The sequence below is a fragment of the Streptomyces sp. RK62 genome, assembly GCF_018070255.1.
GTDB classification, from domain to species: Bacteria; Actinomycetota; Actinomycetes; order Streptomycetales; family Streptomycetaceae; genus Streptomyces; species Streptomyces nigra.
Genome location: NZ_JAGPYD010000031.1, coordinates 1 through 16448, shown reverse-complemented (window position 1 = coordinate 16448; position 16448 = coordinate 1). Strand labels below are relative to the sequence as shown.

Genomic DNA, 16448 nt, shown 5'->3' with positions numbered 1-16448 from the left:
CGCCTTGTCACGGTGGTGAGGGGGGCTGTCACCTGTGCCGGTGACCGTGGTCGTCGTACCGCATAGGCTGTCGCCACCGCTTTCCATGCGGTGACGCGTGGACGCAGACGAGTCAGTCGATTCGGGGCGTTGTGACCGTGTGTGGTCATGGCGGGCCCGGGTCAGAACGCCGCAGGGGGCTACCGCCATGACGACAGGTCGGCTCGGGCTGGGGGATCCTCCCGGCCGCCAGGCCGGGGGACACGCCGCGCCGCCGAACGCGGCCTACGCCGGGCAGGTCGTGCATTTTCCCGACCCGGTGCGGGCGGCCCGGCACCCCAGAGGGGTGCGGGTGGACGAGCGGGGTTACCCCGACTTCTCGCCGTACGCGCGGGCGGCGGCGGAGATCGCGGAGCCGCCGGAGGGTTTCGGTGTCGACGAACTGCGGCTGACGGACTACGTGTCGGCGAACGCGGCGCTGGCGGCGTCGGGGCACGAGTTGTGGGACACGGTGCCGGCGGTGGCGACGCCGCACGGCTGGACGTGGCACCACGTGGTGGGCTCGCGGCGGCTGGAGCTGGTCCCGGTCGAGGTGAAGGCGCTGCTGCGGCATCACGGCGGGATCGCGACGTCGGGCGTGGACCAGCTCAAGCGCGGCACGCGCCCGTTGCAGGAGACGCGGCCGGCGCACTTCCGGCTGCCCAAGTCGGGTGTGGCGGTGACGGAGGCGCAGGCGCTGGGCGTCGAGGAGGACCTCGGCTACCGGCTGCCGGGCGCGTACCGGTCGTTCCTGAAGGCCGCGGGCGGCTGCGCCCCGGTGGGGACGGCGCTGGACGCGGAGTTGGGGCTGCTGATCGACCAGCCGTTCTTCACGGTGCGGGACGAGGCGGCGGTCAACGACCTGGTCTATGCGAACAAGTGCCTGCGGGACCATCTCACCAAGGACTACCTGTGTGTGGGGTTCGTGCAGGGCGGGCTGCTGGCCGTGAAGGTGAAGGGCGAGCGGATCGGCTCGGTGTGGTTCTCGGCGTACGACGACGCGCGGGACGTGGATCCGTCGTGGTCGGTGGCGGAGCGCGTGGAGCGTCTGCTGCTGCCGTGCGGTGAGGACTTCGACGCGTTCCTGTCCCGGCTGGCGGGCTCTCCGCCGGAGCTGGACACGGTGGCGAATCTGATGGTGGACGGTGGGTTCGCGCGTGCGGTGCCTGTCGAGGCCGCGGCTGCGGGGGAGTGAGCTTCGCGATGGTGACGTTCGCACAGGCGCAGGAGCGCGCCGAGGAGTGGATCAACGGCGATGTGCCGTCGTACCAGCATCGTGAGGTGCGGGTGCGGGAGTTCGGGCTGGGCTTCGTGGTGTGGGCCGAGGACCGCGCGGACGGGCCGCGGTCGGACGGTGGCGCACAGCGGCTGGTGATCGCCCGGGACAGCGGGGAGGCCACGCTGTGGCCGTCGCTGCCGGTGGGCGAGGTGATCCGCCGGTACGAGGAGGAGTACGGCCGTGACGACGCGGCCGCGGAACCGGTGCCGGCGCCCGCGGCGCGGGTCGATCTGAACCAGACGTCGTTCCTGCTGACCCCGCCGGAGTGGCTGCAGGAGGCGGCGGACCGGATGGGTGTGCCGGACCGCCGGCAGCCGGAGGACGCCGGGCCGCGCGACGCGGAGCCGGTGGACGAGCCGCGGGACGCGGTGCCGGCGGCGGTGCCCGAGGGGGCGACGCCGTGGGCGGGTACGGACACCAACGCCGACGCGGGCGAGGACCGTTCGGTGCCGCTCCCGGAGACGGTGTTCGCGCCGCCGCTCAGCGGTGACGACACCGCGACGCCGCCGGACGCCGAGACGGCGCTGATGGCGGGCGGCAGCGGGCTGCCTCGGACGGCGGTCGAGCCGGCCGTCGACGGCCCGGACACGCCGTCCGGACCGCCGTCGTACGGCTCTCCGCAGGGCGCGGGTACGCCGACGCCTCCGCCCGCGCCGCCGTCGTACGGGTATCCGCAGCCGCCGAGCGCCGGGGACATCGCGGACGCGGCGACGAGCAAGGCTCCGCCGCGCGGGCCCGGTGGCGCGACGCCGCCTCCGCCGCCGGGTGCGCCCGGTGCGCCGGGTGCGGGCAGCGCCCCGGCCGGCGGGTATGTGCCGACGCAGCTGGTGTCGTCGCTCGGTCCGGACGGGCCGGAGGGCGGCCCCGGCGTTCCGCAGCCGCCCGGCGCCCCGAACCCGCCTGGTGTCCCGAGTCCTCCCGGTGCGCCCGGCGCCCCGGGTGTGCCGGCTCCGCCCGGTGCTCCGGGTACGCCCGGTGGGACGCCCCCGGGTGGGGTGCACCATGCCGCCACCATGCTGGCCAACCCCGGCCCGCAGCCTCCGGCGCCGCCCGGCGCCCCGGGTGCCCCCGGTATGCCCGCGCCCCCTGGCGCACCCGGTGCTCCCGGCACCCCGCAGCCGCCCGGTCCCCCGGCCCCGCCCGGAGCCCCGGGTGCCCCCGGCATGCCCGGCGCCCCGCAGCCCCCCGGCGCACCCGGTGTTCCGGGTGGCGGCCCCGGTGCCGTGCACCACGCGGAGACCGTGCTGTCCGCGCCGCCCGTCGCGGGTCCCGGCGTGCCTCCGCCGCCGCCCGCCCCGGGTGTCCCGAACGCTCCGGGCGCTCCCGGCGCCCCGGGTGTCCCCGGCGTGCCCACCGGACCGGCCGGCCCCGTCGGCCCTCCCGGACCCTCCGGGCATCCCGGGCATCCCGGACCGGTCGGCCAGCCCGGCCCCGGTGGGCCTCCAGGCGCCCCGCAGCCCATGCCCCCCGGTGCCGTGCCTCCCGGTGCGATGGCGCCGGGTCCGGGGCAGCCGCCCGCGTACGGCTATCCGCAGCAGCCCACCGGTCAGCCGACCGTCGGCCCCGGCTACCAGGCCGTGCTGCGCTACCGCGCCCAGGACGGCTCCGAGCAGCAGCTGATCCGGCGTTCCGCGCCGGGCACCCCGCACCCGGAGTGGCAGATCTTCCACGAGCTGCGCGCCATGAACGTGCCGCCGGACCAGGTGCTGGAGCTGCACACCGAGCTGGAGTCGTGCGAGCTGCCGGGCGCGTACTGCGCGCGGATGATCCGGGAGCAGTGGCCGCAGGCGCGGATCACGTCGATCGCGCCGTACGGCACGGATCACGCGAGCCGTCAGCAGGGCATGAGCCAACTGCTGGCCCATCAGGGCGAGTTGCACCAGGTGGCGGACGGTCCGGCGCGGCCGGCGCCGGTGCGGGCCCCGCTGCCGCAGGTGCAGCCGGTGCCGCCGATCCCCCCGGAGGGGGTGGCGCAGGAACTCGCCGGGGCGTTCGGGCCGGGGATCTTCCGGTTCGAGCAGGCCGCGGTCTCCCGCCAGGGCGTGCCGCCCATCGTGGCGCACAGCCTGGTCGTGGGCGGACTGCCGCTGGACATGGGCCCGTTCTTCTGGGCGCAGGCCCAGCCGGGGCGGCCGGTGCCGACGCTGGCGGAGCTGGCGCAGGAGCGCGGGGTGCAGCCGGCGTCGGACGCGGGCTCGTACCTGGTGATGGGCAGCGACTTCGGCAGGGCGCTGTGTGTGCAGTACGGGACGGCACACATCGTGGCCGTGCCCGTCGAGGCCGGGCCGGGCGGTGCGCCCGTGCCGCCGCAGTTCGTGAACACGGGACTGCCCGAGTTCCAGCGCTGCCTCGCCCTGCTGGGCCGGATGTGGCGGCTGCGGTTCGGTCTGAACCAGGAGCAGGCGGGCCGCTGGACCGTCGACTTCCAGGCGCAGCTCGCGGCGCTGGACCCGGCGGCGCTGGGTTCGCCGGAGAGCTGGTGGTCGGTGCTGCTGGAACAGATGTGGGACGGACTGCTCTGACCTCGCACGGACGTTCGTCCGGTCGGGGAGGGTGTGTGACGTGATGTCACCCGGCTGCCGTTGAGGGCGGCCGGGTGCGGGAAGGGGCCGATCCCGGTGGTGAGACCGGGGTCGGCCCCTTTCGTGTGCGCTGTTCGCCGCTCCCCGCGCCGCCCGCCCGCTCCCGTACGCGGAGTGTCGCGTTATGCCCACTTACGCCTGATACTTCAAGATGTGCGCTAAATCATCATTTTCCTGTCCGTCCGGTGGAGAGGGGTTCCGAGATGAGTGGCGCACCGGTCCCGCTGTACGACTTCGTGGTCGTACGAGGGCGCGGCTACCGTCCCGACCAGGTCGACGCCTTCGTCGACGCCCTCTCCCGCGACCGTGACGCCGCCTGGGAGCGGGCCGCCCGGCTCACCGTGCTGGCCAGGGAGATGGAGACCGAGGCGGAGCGGCTGCGCGAGGAGGTGGCGCGGCTCGCCCCCCAGACGTACGAGACCCTCGGCGAACGGGCGCGCCGGATCTTCGAACTGGTCGAGCAGGAGGCGGCGGCCGTGCGCGGGGAGGCCCGCAAGGAGGCCCGGCGTCTGATGGACGAGGCGCAGGAGTGGGCGGACGGGGTCCGGGAGGCGGCGCGGACGCACGCCGACGCGGTGACCACCGAGGCGGAGGGGTTCGCCGGGGAGCGGCTGCTGGCGGCCCGCACCGAGGCGGACGAGATCCGGGTGACGGCCCGCCGCGAGGTGCGCGAGGAACGCAAGGGCGCGCTGGGCGCGTTGCGGGAGGCGCGGCAGCGCACCGTGGGGATGCTGGCCGACCAGGCGGAGCGGCACGACAGGAAGTGGATGCGGGCCGAGCGGGAGGCCGAGGAGCAGCTGGCGGCCCAGGAGACGGCGGAACGGGAGCGGGAGACGCGGGCGGAGGCGGCGCTGGCCGAGGCGACCGAGGTGTTCGCGGACGCGGAGGTGTCGGCGCGGCGGCTGGAGGAGGAGGCCCGCACCCACGCCGAGGAGCTGGTCGCGGCGGCCCGGCGGCGGGCCGAGGAGATCGCCCTGGAGACGGAGCGGGTGCTGCGCGAGCACAGCGACACCTGGGACGCCGTGCGCGCCCACATCGGGCAGATGCGCAACAGCCTGACGGCGCTGACCGGGCAGGTGGCGCAGGAGTGAGGGCCCGTCACCGGCACATCGGTGACGGGCCCTCGGACGTCCGCGGTCAGTTGCCCCGGCGGACGGCTCCGGCGAGGATCCAGCCCTCGACGGCCTCGTACTGCCGTCGCTGGTCGTCGGACTTCCCGCGGCCCGACAGGACCGTCCCGAGATAGCCGAGGGCGAACCCGGCGGGGATCGACACCAGCCCCGGTGTGGTGAACGGGAACCAGTTGAAGTCGGCCTCGGGGAACGCCGCGACGGGCGAGCCGGAGACCAGGTTGGTGCCCGGCATCAGCAGCAGCACGACGACCGTGCCGCCGATCAGGGTCCACAGCAGTCCGGTGCGGGTGTACCGGCGCCAGAAGAGGCTGTAGACGAGCGCGGGCGCGATGGCGGAGGCGCCCAGCGTGAACGACAGCGTGACGAGGGGCTGCAGGCTGCGGTGCTGGACCATCGTCGCCAGCACGATCGCCACGCCGCCGACGGCGAGCGCCGACAGCCGGGCCACGGTCATCTCCCGCCGCGTGGACAGCCGTTCCGAGCGGGCCGCGAACAGGTCGTGCGCCAGGGAGTTGGCGCAGGCGAGGATCATGCCCGCCACCGAGGCGAGCACCGTCAGGAAGATCGCCGTGGTGACGGCCGTGAACAGCATCGTCTCCGCGTACGAGACCTCGATGCCGAAGACGGCCCGGGTGCCGAGCAGGAACGCGGTGTTGCCCTGCGGGTCGGCCCCGGCGATGACCTCGCGGCCGATCAGCGCGGTCGCGCCGAACCCGATCACCGTGATCACCAGCACGAACAGGGCGACGCTGGACACCGCCCAGGACATCGACCGGCGGACCTGGCGGGCCCCGGTGGCCGTGTACATGCGCATGGTGATGTGCGGCAGGACGCCACCGCCGAGCACCACGGCGAGCTGCGAGGTGATCATGTCGATCCGCGGGTACGGGCTGCCCGCGAACTGCAGTCCGGAGTTGAGGAACGACGGGCCGACACCGCTCTGCGCGGCGGCCGCGCCGAACAGCGCGCCCGGGTCCCAGTCGAAGCGGTGCAGGATGAGCAGGGCGACGACGGATCCCGAGCCGAGCAGCATGACGAGCTTGAGGATCTGGATGAGGGCGGTGCCCTTCATACCGCCGATCGCCGCGTAGCTGATCATCAGCACGCCCAGGCCGATGATGCAGCCGGTCTTCAGGGAGTCGCCGGAGAAGCCGAGGATGAACGCCAGCAGCTGGCCGGTCCCGGCGAGCTGCACCAGCATCAGCGGCAGCAGCGCGGCCAGGGTGACCGCGCACGCGGCGATCCGTACGGCCCGGCCGGGCATCCGGCGGGCGAGGGCGTCGCCCATGGTGAACCGGCCCGCGTTGCGCAGCGGTTCGGCCAGCAGGAACATCAGCAGCATCAGCGACAGGGCCGTGCTCAGGGCCAGCACGATGCCGTCGTAGCCGCACAGCGCGATCACGCCGGTGGTGCCGAGGACGGTCGCGGCGCTGATGTAGTCGCCGCCGATCGCGAGGCCGTTGCGCATCGGCGACAGGGAGCTGTAGCCGGTGTAGAACTCGTCGAGGTCGTCCCGGTCGGGGCCGGTCATCACGCACAGCAGCAGGGTGATGGTGGCGACCGCGCAGAACGCGACCAGGGACATCGCCTGGGCGTCTCCGCCGAAGTCCGTCATCGTCCGGCCCCCCTCTGCCCGGCGTCACGCTTGGCGTCGACCTGGGACTGCCGGCGGATGCGGTCGGCGATCGGGTCGACGTAGCGGCGGGCGGTGTGTTCGTACAGGCCGATCGCCAGCCAGGTCACCGGCAGCTGGAGCAGGGCCAGCAGCAGACCGGTGGGCAGACCGGGGGCGACCTCGCCGCCCATGAAGTCGGGCGCGAAGGCGGACAGGATCAGGAAGAGCAGGAAGTAGCCGAGGGCGGTGAGGGTCGCCACGCGGCGCTGCAGCCGGTAGGCGGTCCGCAGGACCCGCAGGTCGCTGTGGTTCCCGAGCGGCGGGTTCTCGGGGGTGCGGTGGCGCGGCGGCTCGGCCGGCTCGGCCGGGAAGGCCGCCTGCCACGGGTAGGTGGCGTGGGGCGGTGGTGGCGGGTGGGACGTATGGGGTTGGTACGGCTCATACGGGGAGGACATCCCAGTACTCCTTGCATGGCTCGGGTCCGGTGCGGCGGACCGCAGGGAGGTGGGGGGGTGGGCGAGCCACGCACGTTACTTCGGAGTACGGGTGAACGCGAGGGTTTCTGCAAACTGATTGGTCGGTATGCGGGATCGCTATCAAGCCGTGTCTGACCTGGGGTGTTACCGTCGTTAACTCAGACTTTTACGCTGTCTGACCGGCGGATGTCCGTTCTGTCCTCGGCAGTCGCACCGTCACCGTCAGGCCGCCGCCGTCACGCGGCGCGAGGACCAGGCTCCCGCCGTGCGCGCGGACGACGCTCTGCACGATGGCGAGGCCCAGGCCGGCGCCGGCGTGCTCGTCCGTGCGGACGCGTTCGCTGCCGCGCCGGAACGGCTCCGTCAGCGTGGGCACGAGATCCGGCGGCACCGGCGGGCCGGTGTTCTCCACCCGCAGCTCGCTCACGTCCCCGAGGGTCCCGGTCCGCACGGTGACGGTGCCGCCCTCGGGGAGGTTGTGCACGACGGCGTTCTGGACGAGGTTCGTCACCATCCGCAGCAGCAGCTCCGCCGAACCGGCGACCGGGGCCGCCCCGCCGGTGACGTCCAGGGTGATCCCGCGCTCCTCGGCCCGGGGCAGCAGCACTTCGGCGGCCTCCTCGGCGAGCAGGGACAGATCGACGCTCTCGCGGGCGAAGTTCCCCCGGTCGCTGCGGCCGAGCAGCAGCAGCGCCTCCGTCAGATCGATCGCCCGGGAGTTGACGGCCTGGAGGCGCGCGAAGACCTCGTCGTGGTCGCCGTCCGGGTCCCGCCGGGCCACGTCGAGCATGGCCTGCGAGATGGCCAGCGGCGTGCGCAGCTCGTGCGAGGCGTTCGCGGCGAACCGCTGCTGCTCGGCGACATGCGACTCCAGCCGCTCCAGCATGCCGTCGAAGGCGTCGGCCAGCTCCCGGAACTCGTCCTGGCGGCCCTCCAGACGGATCCGGTGCGACAGCGACCCGCTCCCTGCCGTCCGGGCGGCGGCCGTGATCCGGGTCAGCGGCGCGAGCATCCGCCCGGCGAGGATCCACCCGCCCCCGAGACCGAGCACCAGCAGCACGCCCATCGTCACGGCCGCCGCGCGCCCGAAGACCCGGGACAGCAGATACCGGTTGGGCGAGATCCCCAGCAGTCCCTGCGAGTTGTCCGGCACGTAGCGCAGCAGGAACAGCCACACCACCGCCAGCAGGACCGCCCCGGTGACCAGGACGACCCCGGCATAGCTGAGGGTGAGCTTCAGCCGGGTGCTCGGGCCGGGACGCCTAGCCACGGTCGTCGTCCCCGCCGGTGTCGATGCGGTAGCCGACGCCCGGGACCGTGGCGATGACCCATGGCTCGCCCAGCCGTTTGCGCAGGGCGGACACGGTGATGCGGACCGCGTTGGTGAACGGGTCGGCGTTCTCGTCCCAGGCCCGCTCCAGCAGCTCCTCCGCACCGACCACCCCACCCTCGGCGTTCACCAGAACCTCCAGCACCGCGAACTGCTTGCGCGTCAGCGCCACATGGCGTCCGTCCCGGAACACCTCCCGGCGGAACGGGTCGAGGCGCAGCCCCGCGATCTCCCGCACCGGAGGCCGGGCGTGCGCGCGCCTGCGGTCGAGGGCCCGCAGCCGCAGCACGAGTTCCCGCAGGTCGAACGGCTTGGTCAGGTAGTCGTCGGCGCCCAGTTCGAAGCCGGACGCCTTGTCGTCGATCCGGTCGGCGGCGGTCAGCATGAGGATCGGGATGCCGCTGCCGGACGCCACGATGTGCCGGGCGACCTCGTCGCCGGACGGGCCCGGGATGTCACGGTCGAGGACCGCGATGTCGTAGGAGTGGACGCTCAGCAGCTCCAGAGCCGTGTCGCCGTCCCCGGCGATGTCGGCCGCGATCGCCTCCAGCCGCAGCCCGTCCCGGACGGCCTCGGCGAGATAGGGCTCGTCCTCCACGATCAGTACACGCATGTCCGCAGCCTAGGCAGCGGTGTGTACCGCGGGTGTGTGCGAGGACGCTCGCGCCGAGGTGCGCCACCAGCGGCGGGACGCCAGTGCGGCGAGCGCGGCACCGGCCGCGTTCACCAGGACGTCGTCCACCGACGACACCCGGTCCAGGCGCAGCACGTACTGCGCCGTCTCGACCAGGACCGAACAGGCCGCCCCGAGCGCCAGCACCCGTGGCACGGACGCCGGCGCCGCGAACCGCATCGGCGCGAAGAAGCCGAGGGCCGCGAAGACGAGCAGATTGCCGGTGATGCCGAGCGGGCCCATGGTGACGAGGTCCCGCAGCGGTACGAGGCTGACCCGGCCGGGGACCTGTCCCGCCGCCGCGCCGGGCATGAGGACCAGCCAGACGAACGGCACCGTGCCGTGCACCATGCCGACCTCGGCCAGCGAGAGCCGCCACGCCGCCGGGACTCCGCGCTTCTGGCGCCGCCACGCCAGGGCGTACGCCACCAGGACGGCCAACGGCACCGTGACCAGGGTCATCAGCACCACGCCGTTGAACGTGTCGTAGCAGCCGTGCCACCGCCCGGCCATGCAGGTGGGCGCGGTCATCATCAGCGGCCGCCGCAGGAGGAACAGGACGGCCGCCACGCCGAGCACGGCCGCGCCGAGAGGGAAGAGCTTGCGGGTCATGCCTCCATGACAGAGGCCGTGCTGTTGCGTCGGCGTACGCGGTTTTACATACGCCCGCGATATACGGCGCCGACGAACGCGGTCCAGGCGGGCGCGGAGAAGAGGAGGGCGGGGCCGGTGGGGAGCTTGCTGTCGCGGACGGGGGTCATGGGGTGCGGTGTGTCGGCGACTTCTAGGCAGTCGCCGCTGTCCCCGCCGCTGTAGGAGGACTTGCGCCATGACGTCAGGACCGAGGCGTCAGGGATGCGGTACTCGTCGCGCTTCATTCTCGTAATCCTCCGCGGCAGACCTGAGGAGCGCCAGAGATGCCCGGTGCGACAAGGCGTCGCCCAGCGCCTGATCGTAGGCCACCTGGCATTCGCGTACCACGGACGGGAGTTCCCAGACGCGGCCGGTGCGCAGGCCCTCCACGTAGGCGACGGGAGGCATGTCCTCGAACCACATCAGGGAGACGAAGCCTTCGAGCAGGGCGTGGTATCCGGCCGAGAAGGGCAGGACGTGCACTCGGATCCGGTGGGTCTCCGCGAGGGCCAGGACGTGCCGGAGCTGTTCCGCCATCACGGAGGGCCCGCCGATCGGCCGCCGCAGCACGGCCTCGTCGAACATGGCCCATACGGTCGGAGTGGCGGGGTCGTCGAGGATGCGCCCGCGCTGGAGACGTGTGACAAGCAGCGCGTCACGTTGCTCGTCGCTCCTCGGTGTGGAGCCGGAACTGAGCACCTCCCGCGCGTACGCGGGTGTCTGGAGGATGCCCGGCACCAACTTCGGTGCGTACAGCCGGATCTCGACGGCCTGCCCCTCGAACTCGGCGGCACCCTTGAAGTGTTCGGCAACTTTGCGGCCGTCCAGCACCGGCAGGAAGTTCTCGAAGAAGCCGTCGGTCCCCAGCACCTGGTCGAGGCGGCGGGCGTCCTCGACGTCCGGTCTGCGTCGCCCGCCCTCGATATGCGCAATATGCGTGCGCGACATCACCGCACGCTGGCTCAGTTCCTCCTGGGTCAGGCCCGCCGCCTCCCGGCGCCGCTTCAGTTCCGCCCCGTACTGCTCCCGCGAACGCGGGTTGTCCTCGATGGCCACCCGGCAACTCCCCTTCGTGCGGACTCCGTTGTCACGCTGAGCCACCTTCCGAGCGTACCCACGGTGACGTCACTGTGTGCGGGAGACGACACGGAAAGTGAAAGGCGGTCACGTGGACCAGGCTGAGCAGCAGAAAGACCCGTTCGACGAGGTGCCGGGGCCCGCGCTGACGCTGCGGGTCTCCCGGGACGGCGGGCGGACGTGGGGACCCACGGTGACGTACCGGCCGTCGCGGAAGGACACGCCGTTCGACCTCGCCGGCCGTTTCCCGCCCTGCCGGTGCCCCCGCTGTGTACGTCGCGGGTAGGGCGCGGGGGCGACTCGGTGCCACGGGGCCTCACCGGCGTACCCCGAGGTCGCCGTCCGCCGTCCCTGATCCCTGTCGTTCCGTCCACCGGGGGCTTCCCGCTTGACCCTCACGCGGCGGGAGGGTGGAGGCTGGGTGGGCCGAAGGGCGCAGCGACCCTGACACGGCCTCCACCCCAGGGGGGACAGCCCCTAGGGGTACCTCCGTACCAGGTCTCGGGGAGGGTTGGTACCGGCGGAGGACGAGACGGCGGGGGCCGGGTCCTTAACCTGGCTTTACGCCGCCGGGGGGGTGGCTGACCGAACCGGTGGGGGTGGGGTTTTCCCCCGCACAAGACGGGGCCGGGCACCAGCGCGCCGGACCCTCTCCCGACACGAGACTGAACGCCGTAACGAGATGGCGTGCGGCGCCTGCCGACCGACTTAGGAGACATACCGTGACTTCGGCTGTGACCATTCCCAGGCACGGGGGTACTGGAGGGCAAACGGCCGTGGCCGCGCGGGCGCGGCAGGTCGTGAAGGCGTACGGGTCGGGGGAGACCCGCGTCGTCGCCCTGGACCATGTGGACGTGGACATCGCCCGCGGGCAGTTCACCGCGATCATGGGGCCCTCGGGCTCCGGCAAGTCCACCCTGATGCACTGCCTCGCCGGGCTCGACACCGTCACCAGCGGGCAGATCTACCTCGACGACACCGAGATCACCGGTCTGAAGGACAAGAAGCTCACCCAACTGCGGCGCGACCGCATCGGGTTCATCTTCCAGGCGTTCAACCTGCTGCCCACGCTGAACGCCCTGGAGAACATCACGCTGCCGATGGACATCGCCGGCCGCAAGCCGGACAAGGCCTGGCTGGGGCGGGTCGTCGACACCGTGGGCCTGTCCGACCGGCTCAAGCACCGGCCGACCCAGCTCTCCGGCGGTCAGCAGCAGCGTGTCGCGGTGGCCCGCGCCCTCGCCGCCCGGCCCGAGATCATCTTCGGTGACGAGCCCACCGGAAACCTGGACTCGCGCGCCGGCGCCGAAGTCCTCGGCTTCCTGCGCAGGTCGGTGGACGAGCTGGGCCAGACCATCGTGATGGTCACCCACGACCCGGTCGCCGCCTCCTACGCGGACCGGGTGCTGTACCTCGCCGACGGACGCATCGTCGACGAGATGTACAAGCCGACGGCCGAGGCCGTCCTGGACCGGATGAAGGACTTCGACGCCCGGGGGCGCACGTCATGACCGTCGTGAAGACCTCGCTGCGCAACTTCTTCGCGCACAAGGGGCGGATGGCGCTGTCCGCGGTGGCGGTCCTGCTGTCCGTGGCGTTCGTGTGCGGCACGCTCGTGTTCACCGACACGATGAACACCACCTTCGACAAGCTCTTCGCGGTGACCTCCTCCGACGTCAGCGTCAGCCCCAAGGAGGCCGAGGACGAGGACGACGGCTCCGGCACCGGCCGGCCGCGCTCGCTGCCCGCGTCGGTCGTCGAGCAGGTCGCGTCGATCGAGGGCGTCAAGAAGGCGGAGGGCGCGATCAGCTCGCTGAACGTGACCGTCGTGGACGCCGACAACAAGAACATGGGGTCGTCCACCGGGGCGCCCACCATCGCCGGCAACTGGACCGAGAACGACCTGCGGTCCATGGAGATCACCTCCGGGCACGCGCCGCGCGGGCCCACCGAGGTCATGGTCGACGCCGACACCGCCGACAAGCACGACCTCGAGCTCGGCGACGAGCTGCGCACCATCGCCGCCACCGGCGACATCCGCGCGAACATCGTCGGCATCGCCTCCTGGAAGGTCACCAACCCGGGCGCGGCCGTCGTCTACTTCGACACCGAGACCAGCCAGCGCGCCCTGCTCGGCGCCACCGGCCGGTTCACCCAGGTCTCCGTCACCGCCGCGGACGGCGTGAGCGACACCCAGCTGAAGAAGAGCGTGGCGCAGGCCCTGGACGGCTCGTACAAGATCCAGACGGCCAAGGAGAACGCCGACGAGAACCGCAAGGACGTCGGCGAGTTCATGGACATCATCAAGTACGCCATGCTCGGCTTCGCCGGGATCGCGTTCCTGGTGGGCATCTTCCTGATCATCAACACCTTCTCGATGCTGGTCGCCCAGCGCACCCGGGAGATCGGCCTGATGCGGGCCATCGGCTCCTCGCGCCGCCAGGTCAACCGGTCGGTGCTGGTGGAGGCGCTGCTGCTCGGCTTCGTCGGGTCCGTCCTCGGGATCGGCGCGGGCGTCGGGATCGCCATCGGCCTGATGAAGCTGATGTCGATGGCCGGTATGAGCCTGTCCACCGACGACCTCACCGTGAAGACGTCGACCCCGGTGATCGGTCTGATCCTCGGTGTCGTGGTGACGGTGCTGGCCGCCTATCTGCCGGCCCGCCGCGCCGGGAAGGTCTCCCCGATGGCCGCCCTCCGCGACGCCGGCACCCCGGCCGACGGCCGGGCCGGCCGGGTGCGCGGCCTGATCGGCCTGGTGCTCACCGGCGCCGGCGCGGCCGCCCTCTACCTGGCGGCCACCGCCGACAAGGCGAGCGACGGCGCGCTGATGCTGGGCGCCGGTGTGGTGCTGTCCCTGATCGGCTTCGTCGTCATCGGCCCGCTCCTCGCGGGCGGCGTGGTCCGGGTGATCAGCGCGGTGCTGCTGCGGGCGTTCGGTCCCGTGGGCCGCATGGCCGAGCGCAACGCCCTGCGCAACCCGCGCCGCACCGGCGCCACCGGTGCCGCCCTGATGATCGGCCTCGCCCTGGTGGCGTGCCTGTCGGTGGTCGGCTCCTCGATGGTCGCCTCGGCGACGAGCGAGCTCGACAAGTCGGTCGGCGCGGACTTCATCGTGATGAGCCAGCAGCAGCGGATCGTGCCGCAGGCGGAGAAAGCCATGGAGGACACGCCCGGCCTCGCCCACGTCACCCGCTACAAGGACGTCGACGCCACCCTGACCTCGCCCGACGGCAAGACCGACGACAGCGGGGTCACGGCCGCCGATCCGACGTACGCCGAGGACCTGCGCCGGACGACGACCGAGGGCACCCTCGCCGCCGCGTACGGCAAGGACGCCATGTCGGTCGGCAGCGACTACGCCAAGAAGCACGGCGTGCACGTCGGCGACACCGTCACCGTCGCCTTCAAGGGCGGCGAGACCGCGAAACTGAAGGTCGCCGCCGTCACGGACGACGACACCTCCATCGACCAGGGCGCCCGCTACCTGAGCATCGACACGCTCCGGAAGTACGTCCCCGCGGACCGGATCCCGCAGAACGTGATCATGTTCGCCAAGGCGGAGGACGGCAAGCAGGACGCCGCCTACGCGGCCCTGAAGAAGGCGCTCGACCCGTACCCGCAGTACCAGGTCCGCGACCAGACCGACTACAAGGAGGAGCTGAAGGACCAGGTCGGCCAGCTCCTGAACATGGTCTACGGCCTCCTGGCCCTGGCGATCATCGTCGCCGTCCTCGGTGTGGTGAACACCCTGGCCCTGTCGGTGGTCGAGCGGACCCGGGAGATCGGCCTGCTGCGCGCCATCGGCCTCTCCCGCCGGCAGCTGCGCCGCATGATCCGCATGGAGTCCGTCGTGATCGCCCTCTTCGGCGCCCTGCTGGGCCTCGGACTGGGCATGGGCTGGGGCGCGACCGCCCAGCGGCTGCTCGCCCTGGAGGGCCTGAACGTCCTCGACATCCCGTGGCCGACGATCGCCGGGGTGTTCGTCGGATCGGCCTTCGTGGGACTGTTCGCCGCCCTCGTCCCGGCGTTCCGGGCGGGCCGGATGAACGTCCTCAACGCCATCGCGACCGAGTAGCCACCGCACACGGGGGTTGCGGGGGACGGGCCCGGCCCGGAGGGGACACACCCTCCGGGCCGGGCCGCGTCCGTCCTGTCAGCCCCCTTGCCGCTCCAGCAGGACGACCCCGTAGGCCGTGCCCCGGACGCTGTAGCGGGCGTCGGGGTGCAGGGTGCGGGCGTACGCCTCGACGTCGCGGTAGCGCTTGCGGGAGTTGTCCAGGGCGATGTAGTCCGGCTCGACGCCCTGGGTGTTGCTGACCCAGAAGACCCGGCAGCGCGAGGTGAGCCGGCTGATCGGGGCGATGTTCGCCTCGACGGACGCGCCGTCCGGGACCGTGTCGAGCAGCCGCTCGATCGCGGTGACCCGCTCCGGCTTGCGGTAGATCTCGGTCTCGGTCACGGCGGCCAGCGGCAGCGAGGTCGTCAGCGCCAGGGAGGCGCCCGCGACGGCGGCCGGAAGGTGCTGGGCATACGACCTGAGCCACGGGAGCGGGCTGGTCCGGGCGGTGTGCAGGGCGTCGACGAGGGCGAGGGCGACGACCGGCATCAGGACGGCGCTGTAGTGCCAGTCCGTCCCCCAGTACTGCGGGTAGGAGGACACGAACCGCCAGCCGACGGTGGGCAGCGCCACCAGCAGCAGCGGGGAGCGCAGGGCGAGCAGCCCGGTCGTCGGGATCAGGATCCAGCCGAGGGTGCGGAGCTTGGTGTCCAGACCGTCCAGCGGCCCCCCGCCGCCCGATTCGCCCACCTTGTTCCAGTAGTCGTAGGAGCCCGCCGAATTGAACGCCGGTATCAGCACCAGCAGGGTGACGGCGACGGCGACGGCACCGAACACGGCGACACCGGCCGCGTACCGGGCCGCGCGCGGGGAGGTGCCGCGCGCCCGCCAGGCGACGACCACGGCGAGGGCGCTCAGCGTGAACCCCAGGTCCTCCTTCACGAGGACCAGCGGCAGCGCCCACAGCAGGGCGGCCCGCCAGCGCCGGGCCAGCAGCGCCTCCAGCGCGAAGGCGATCAGCGGCACCGCGAAGCAGATCTCGTGGAAGTCGAAGTCGACGGCCTCCTGGATGCCCCAGGACAGCCCGTACGCGACGCCGACCGCCAGTCCGCGCCCGCGGCCCAGCAGCCGGGCGGCGGCCCGGGCGACCGGGACGGCGGACAGCGCGAACAGCGCCGCCTGTGCGACGAGCAGAGTGATGGACGACGGGAACAGGCGGTAGAGCGGGGCAAGGAGCACGGTCACCGGGCTGAAGTGGTCGCCGAGGATGTTGAACCCCGGGCCCTTCAGGTCGGCGACCGGCGCCTGGAGGTGCGCGTAGGAGCGCACGACCTGCTCGAAGATGCCGAGGTCCCACGAGCGCTGCCCCAGATGGCGGTACCGCCCCACGGAGACGATCGCGTACCCCACGAACAGCACACCGGCCAGCACCCAGGCGTCCCACCGGCCCGCTCCGGGCACCGGCGACTCCCCGGCACGCGGGCCGGTCCCGGCTATCGCGGGGTCCGAGGAGGTGTCCTGGTTCGAGGCGGCGGCACGGGTGGGCATGGGGGGACTTTACGTGGGCGGGGG

Annotated in this window: 13 protein-coding genes; 5 read left to right on the top strand and 8 right to left on the bottom strand. The window is 72.6% G+C overall.

The features are described from left to right. Positions 1-187 precede the first annotated feature (187 nt). The 3 genes from KBY32_RS34930 to KBY32_RS34920 all read left to right on the top strand — a co-directional run bounded on the left by KBY32_RS34930 (position 188) and on the right by KBY32_RS34920 (position 4970). A complete protein-coding gene (locus KBY32_RS34930) occupies positions 188-1213 on the top strand; it encodes an SMI1/KNR4 family protein (RefSeq protein ID WP_079033877.1) in 1026 nt (341 codons plus the stop codon). Positions 1214-1221: 8 nt separating this feature from the next. Next, positions 1222-3819, top strand: a complete 2598-nt coding sequence (locus KBY32_RS34925) for an SUKH-4 family immunity protein (protein ID WP_210982897.1) — start codon at positions 1222-1224, stop codon at positions 3817-3819. 263 nt (positions 3820-4082) lie between these two features. Beyond that, positions 4083-4970, top strand: a complete 888-nt coding sequence (locus tag KBY32_RS34920; protein WP_055624185.1) for a cellulose-binding protein — start codon at positions 4083-4085, stop codon at positions 4968-4970. A 46-nt stretch (positions 4971-5016) separates the two neighbouring features. Here the strand turns inward: KBY32_RS34920 and KBY32_RS34915 are convergent, their stop codons facing one another. The 7 genes from KBY32_RS34915 to KBY32_RS34885 all read right to left on the bottom strand — a co-directional run bounded on the left by KBY32_RS34915 (position 5017) and on the right by KBY32_RS34885 (position 10795). Then, positions 5017-6627 (bottom strand): cation acetate symporter, encoded by a 1611-nt coding sequence (locus KBY32_RS34915; protein ID WP_210982896.1) that lies wholly within the window; start codon positions 6625-6627, stop codon positions 5017-5019. Continuing rightward, a complete protein-coding gene (locus KBY32_RS34910; RefSeq protein ID WP_055624187.1) occupies positions 6624-7082 on the bottom strand; it encodes a DUF485 domain-containing protein in 459 nt (152 codons plus the stop codon). Before KBY32_RS34910 ends, KBY32_RS34915 begins: the two co-directional genes overlap by 4 nt. Positions 7083-7269: 187 nt before the next feature. Beyond that, on the bottom strand, positions 7270-8373 hold the full coding sequence (locus KBY32_RS34905) for a HAMP domain-containing sensor histidine kinase (RefSeq protein ID WP_210982895.1): 1104 nt from the start codon (positions 8371-8373) through the stop codon (positions 7270-7272). After that, complete coding sequence (locus KBY32_RS34900) at positions 8366-9046, bottom strand: response regulator transcription factor (RefSeq protein ID WP_055624189.1); 681 nt, start codon at positions 9044-9046, stop codon at positions 8366-8368. Before KBY32_RS34900 ends, KBY32_RS34905 begins: the two co-directional genes overlap by 8 nt. 9 nt (positions 9047-9055) lie before the next feature. Then, positions 9056-9718, bottom strand: coding sequence for a VanZ family protein (locus KBY32_RS34895; RefSeq protein ID WP_210982894.1), 663 nt, complete (start codon positions 9716-9718; stop codon positions 9056-9058). A gap of 44 nt (positions 9719-9762) precedes the next feature. Further along, the gene (locus KBY32_RS34890) at positions 9763-9984 is read right to left on the bottom strand and encodes a DUF397 domain-containing protein (protein ID WP_115508343.1); all 222 of its coding nucleotides are present in this window, start codon (positions 9982-9984) and stop codon (positions 9763-9765) included. Continuing rightward, positions 9956-10795, bottom strand: a complete 840-nt coding sequence (locus tag KBY32_RS34885) for a helix-turn-helix transcriptional regulator (RefSeq protein ID WP_210982893.1) — start codon at positions 10793-10795, stop codon at positions 9956-9958. Before KBY32_RS34885 ends, KBY32_RS34890 begins: the two co-directional genes overlap by 29 nt. Before the next feature lie 743 nt (positions 10796-11538). Between KBY32_RS34885 and KBY32_RS34880 the strand changes: the two genes are divergently transcribed. Beyond that, on the top strand, positions 11539-12327 hold the full coding sequence (locus KBY32_RS34880; protein WP_055624193.1) for an ABC transporter ATP-binding protein: 789 nt from the start codon (positions 11539-11541) through the stop codon (positions 12325-12327). Continuing rightward, a complete protein-coding gene (locus tag KBY32_RS34875) occupies positions 12324-14894 on the top strand; it encodes an ABC transporter permease (protein WP_210982892.1) in 2571 nt (856 codons plus the stop codon). Before KBY32_RS34880 ends, KBY32_RS34875 begins: the two co-directional genes overlap by 4 nt. 78 nt (positions 14895-14972) lie before the next feature. Here the strand turns inward: KBY32_RS34875 and KBY32_RS34870 are convergent, their stop codons facing one another. After that, positions 14973-16424: a DUF2079 domain-containing protein gene (locus KBY32_RS34870; protein WP_210982891.1), complete on the bottom strand. Its 1452-nt coding sequence runs from the start codon at positions 16422-16424 to the stop codon at positions 14973-14975. Between the last annotated feature and the right edge of the window lie 24 nt (positions 16425-16448).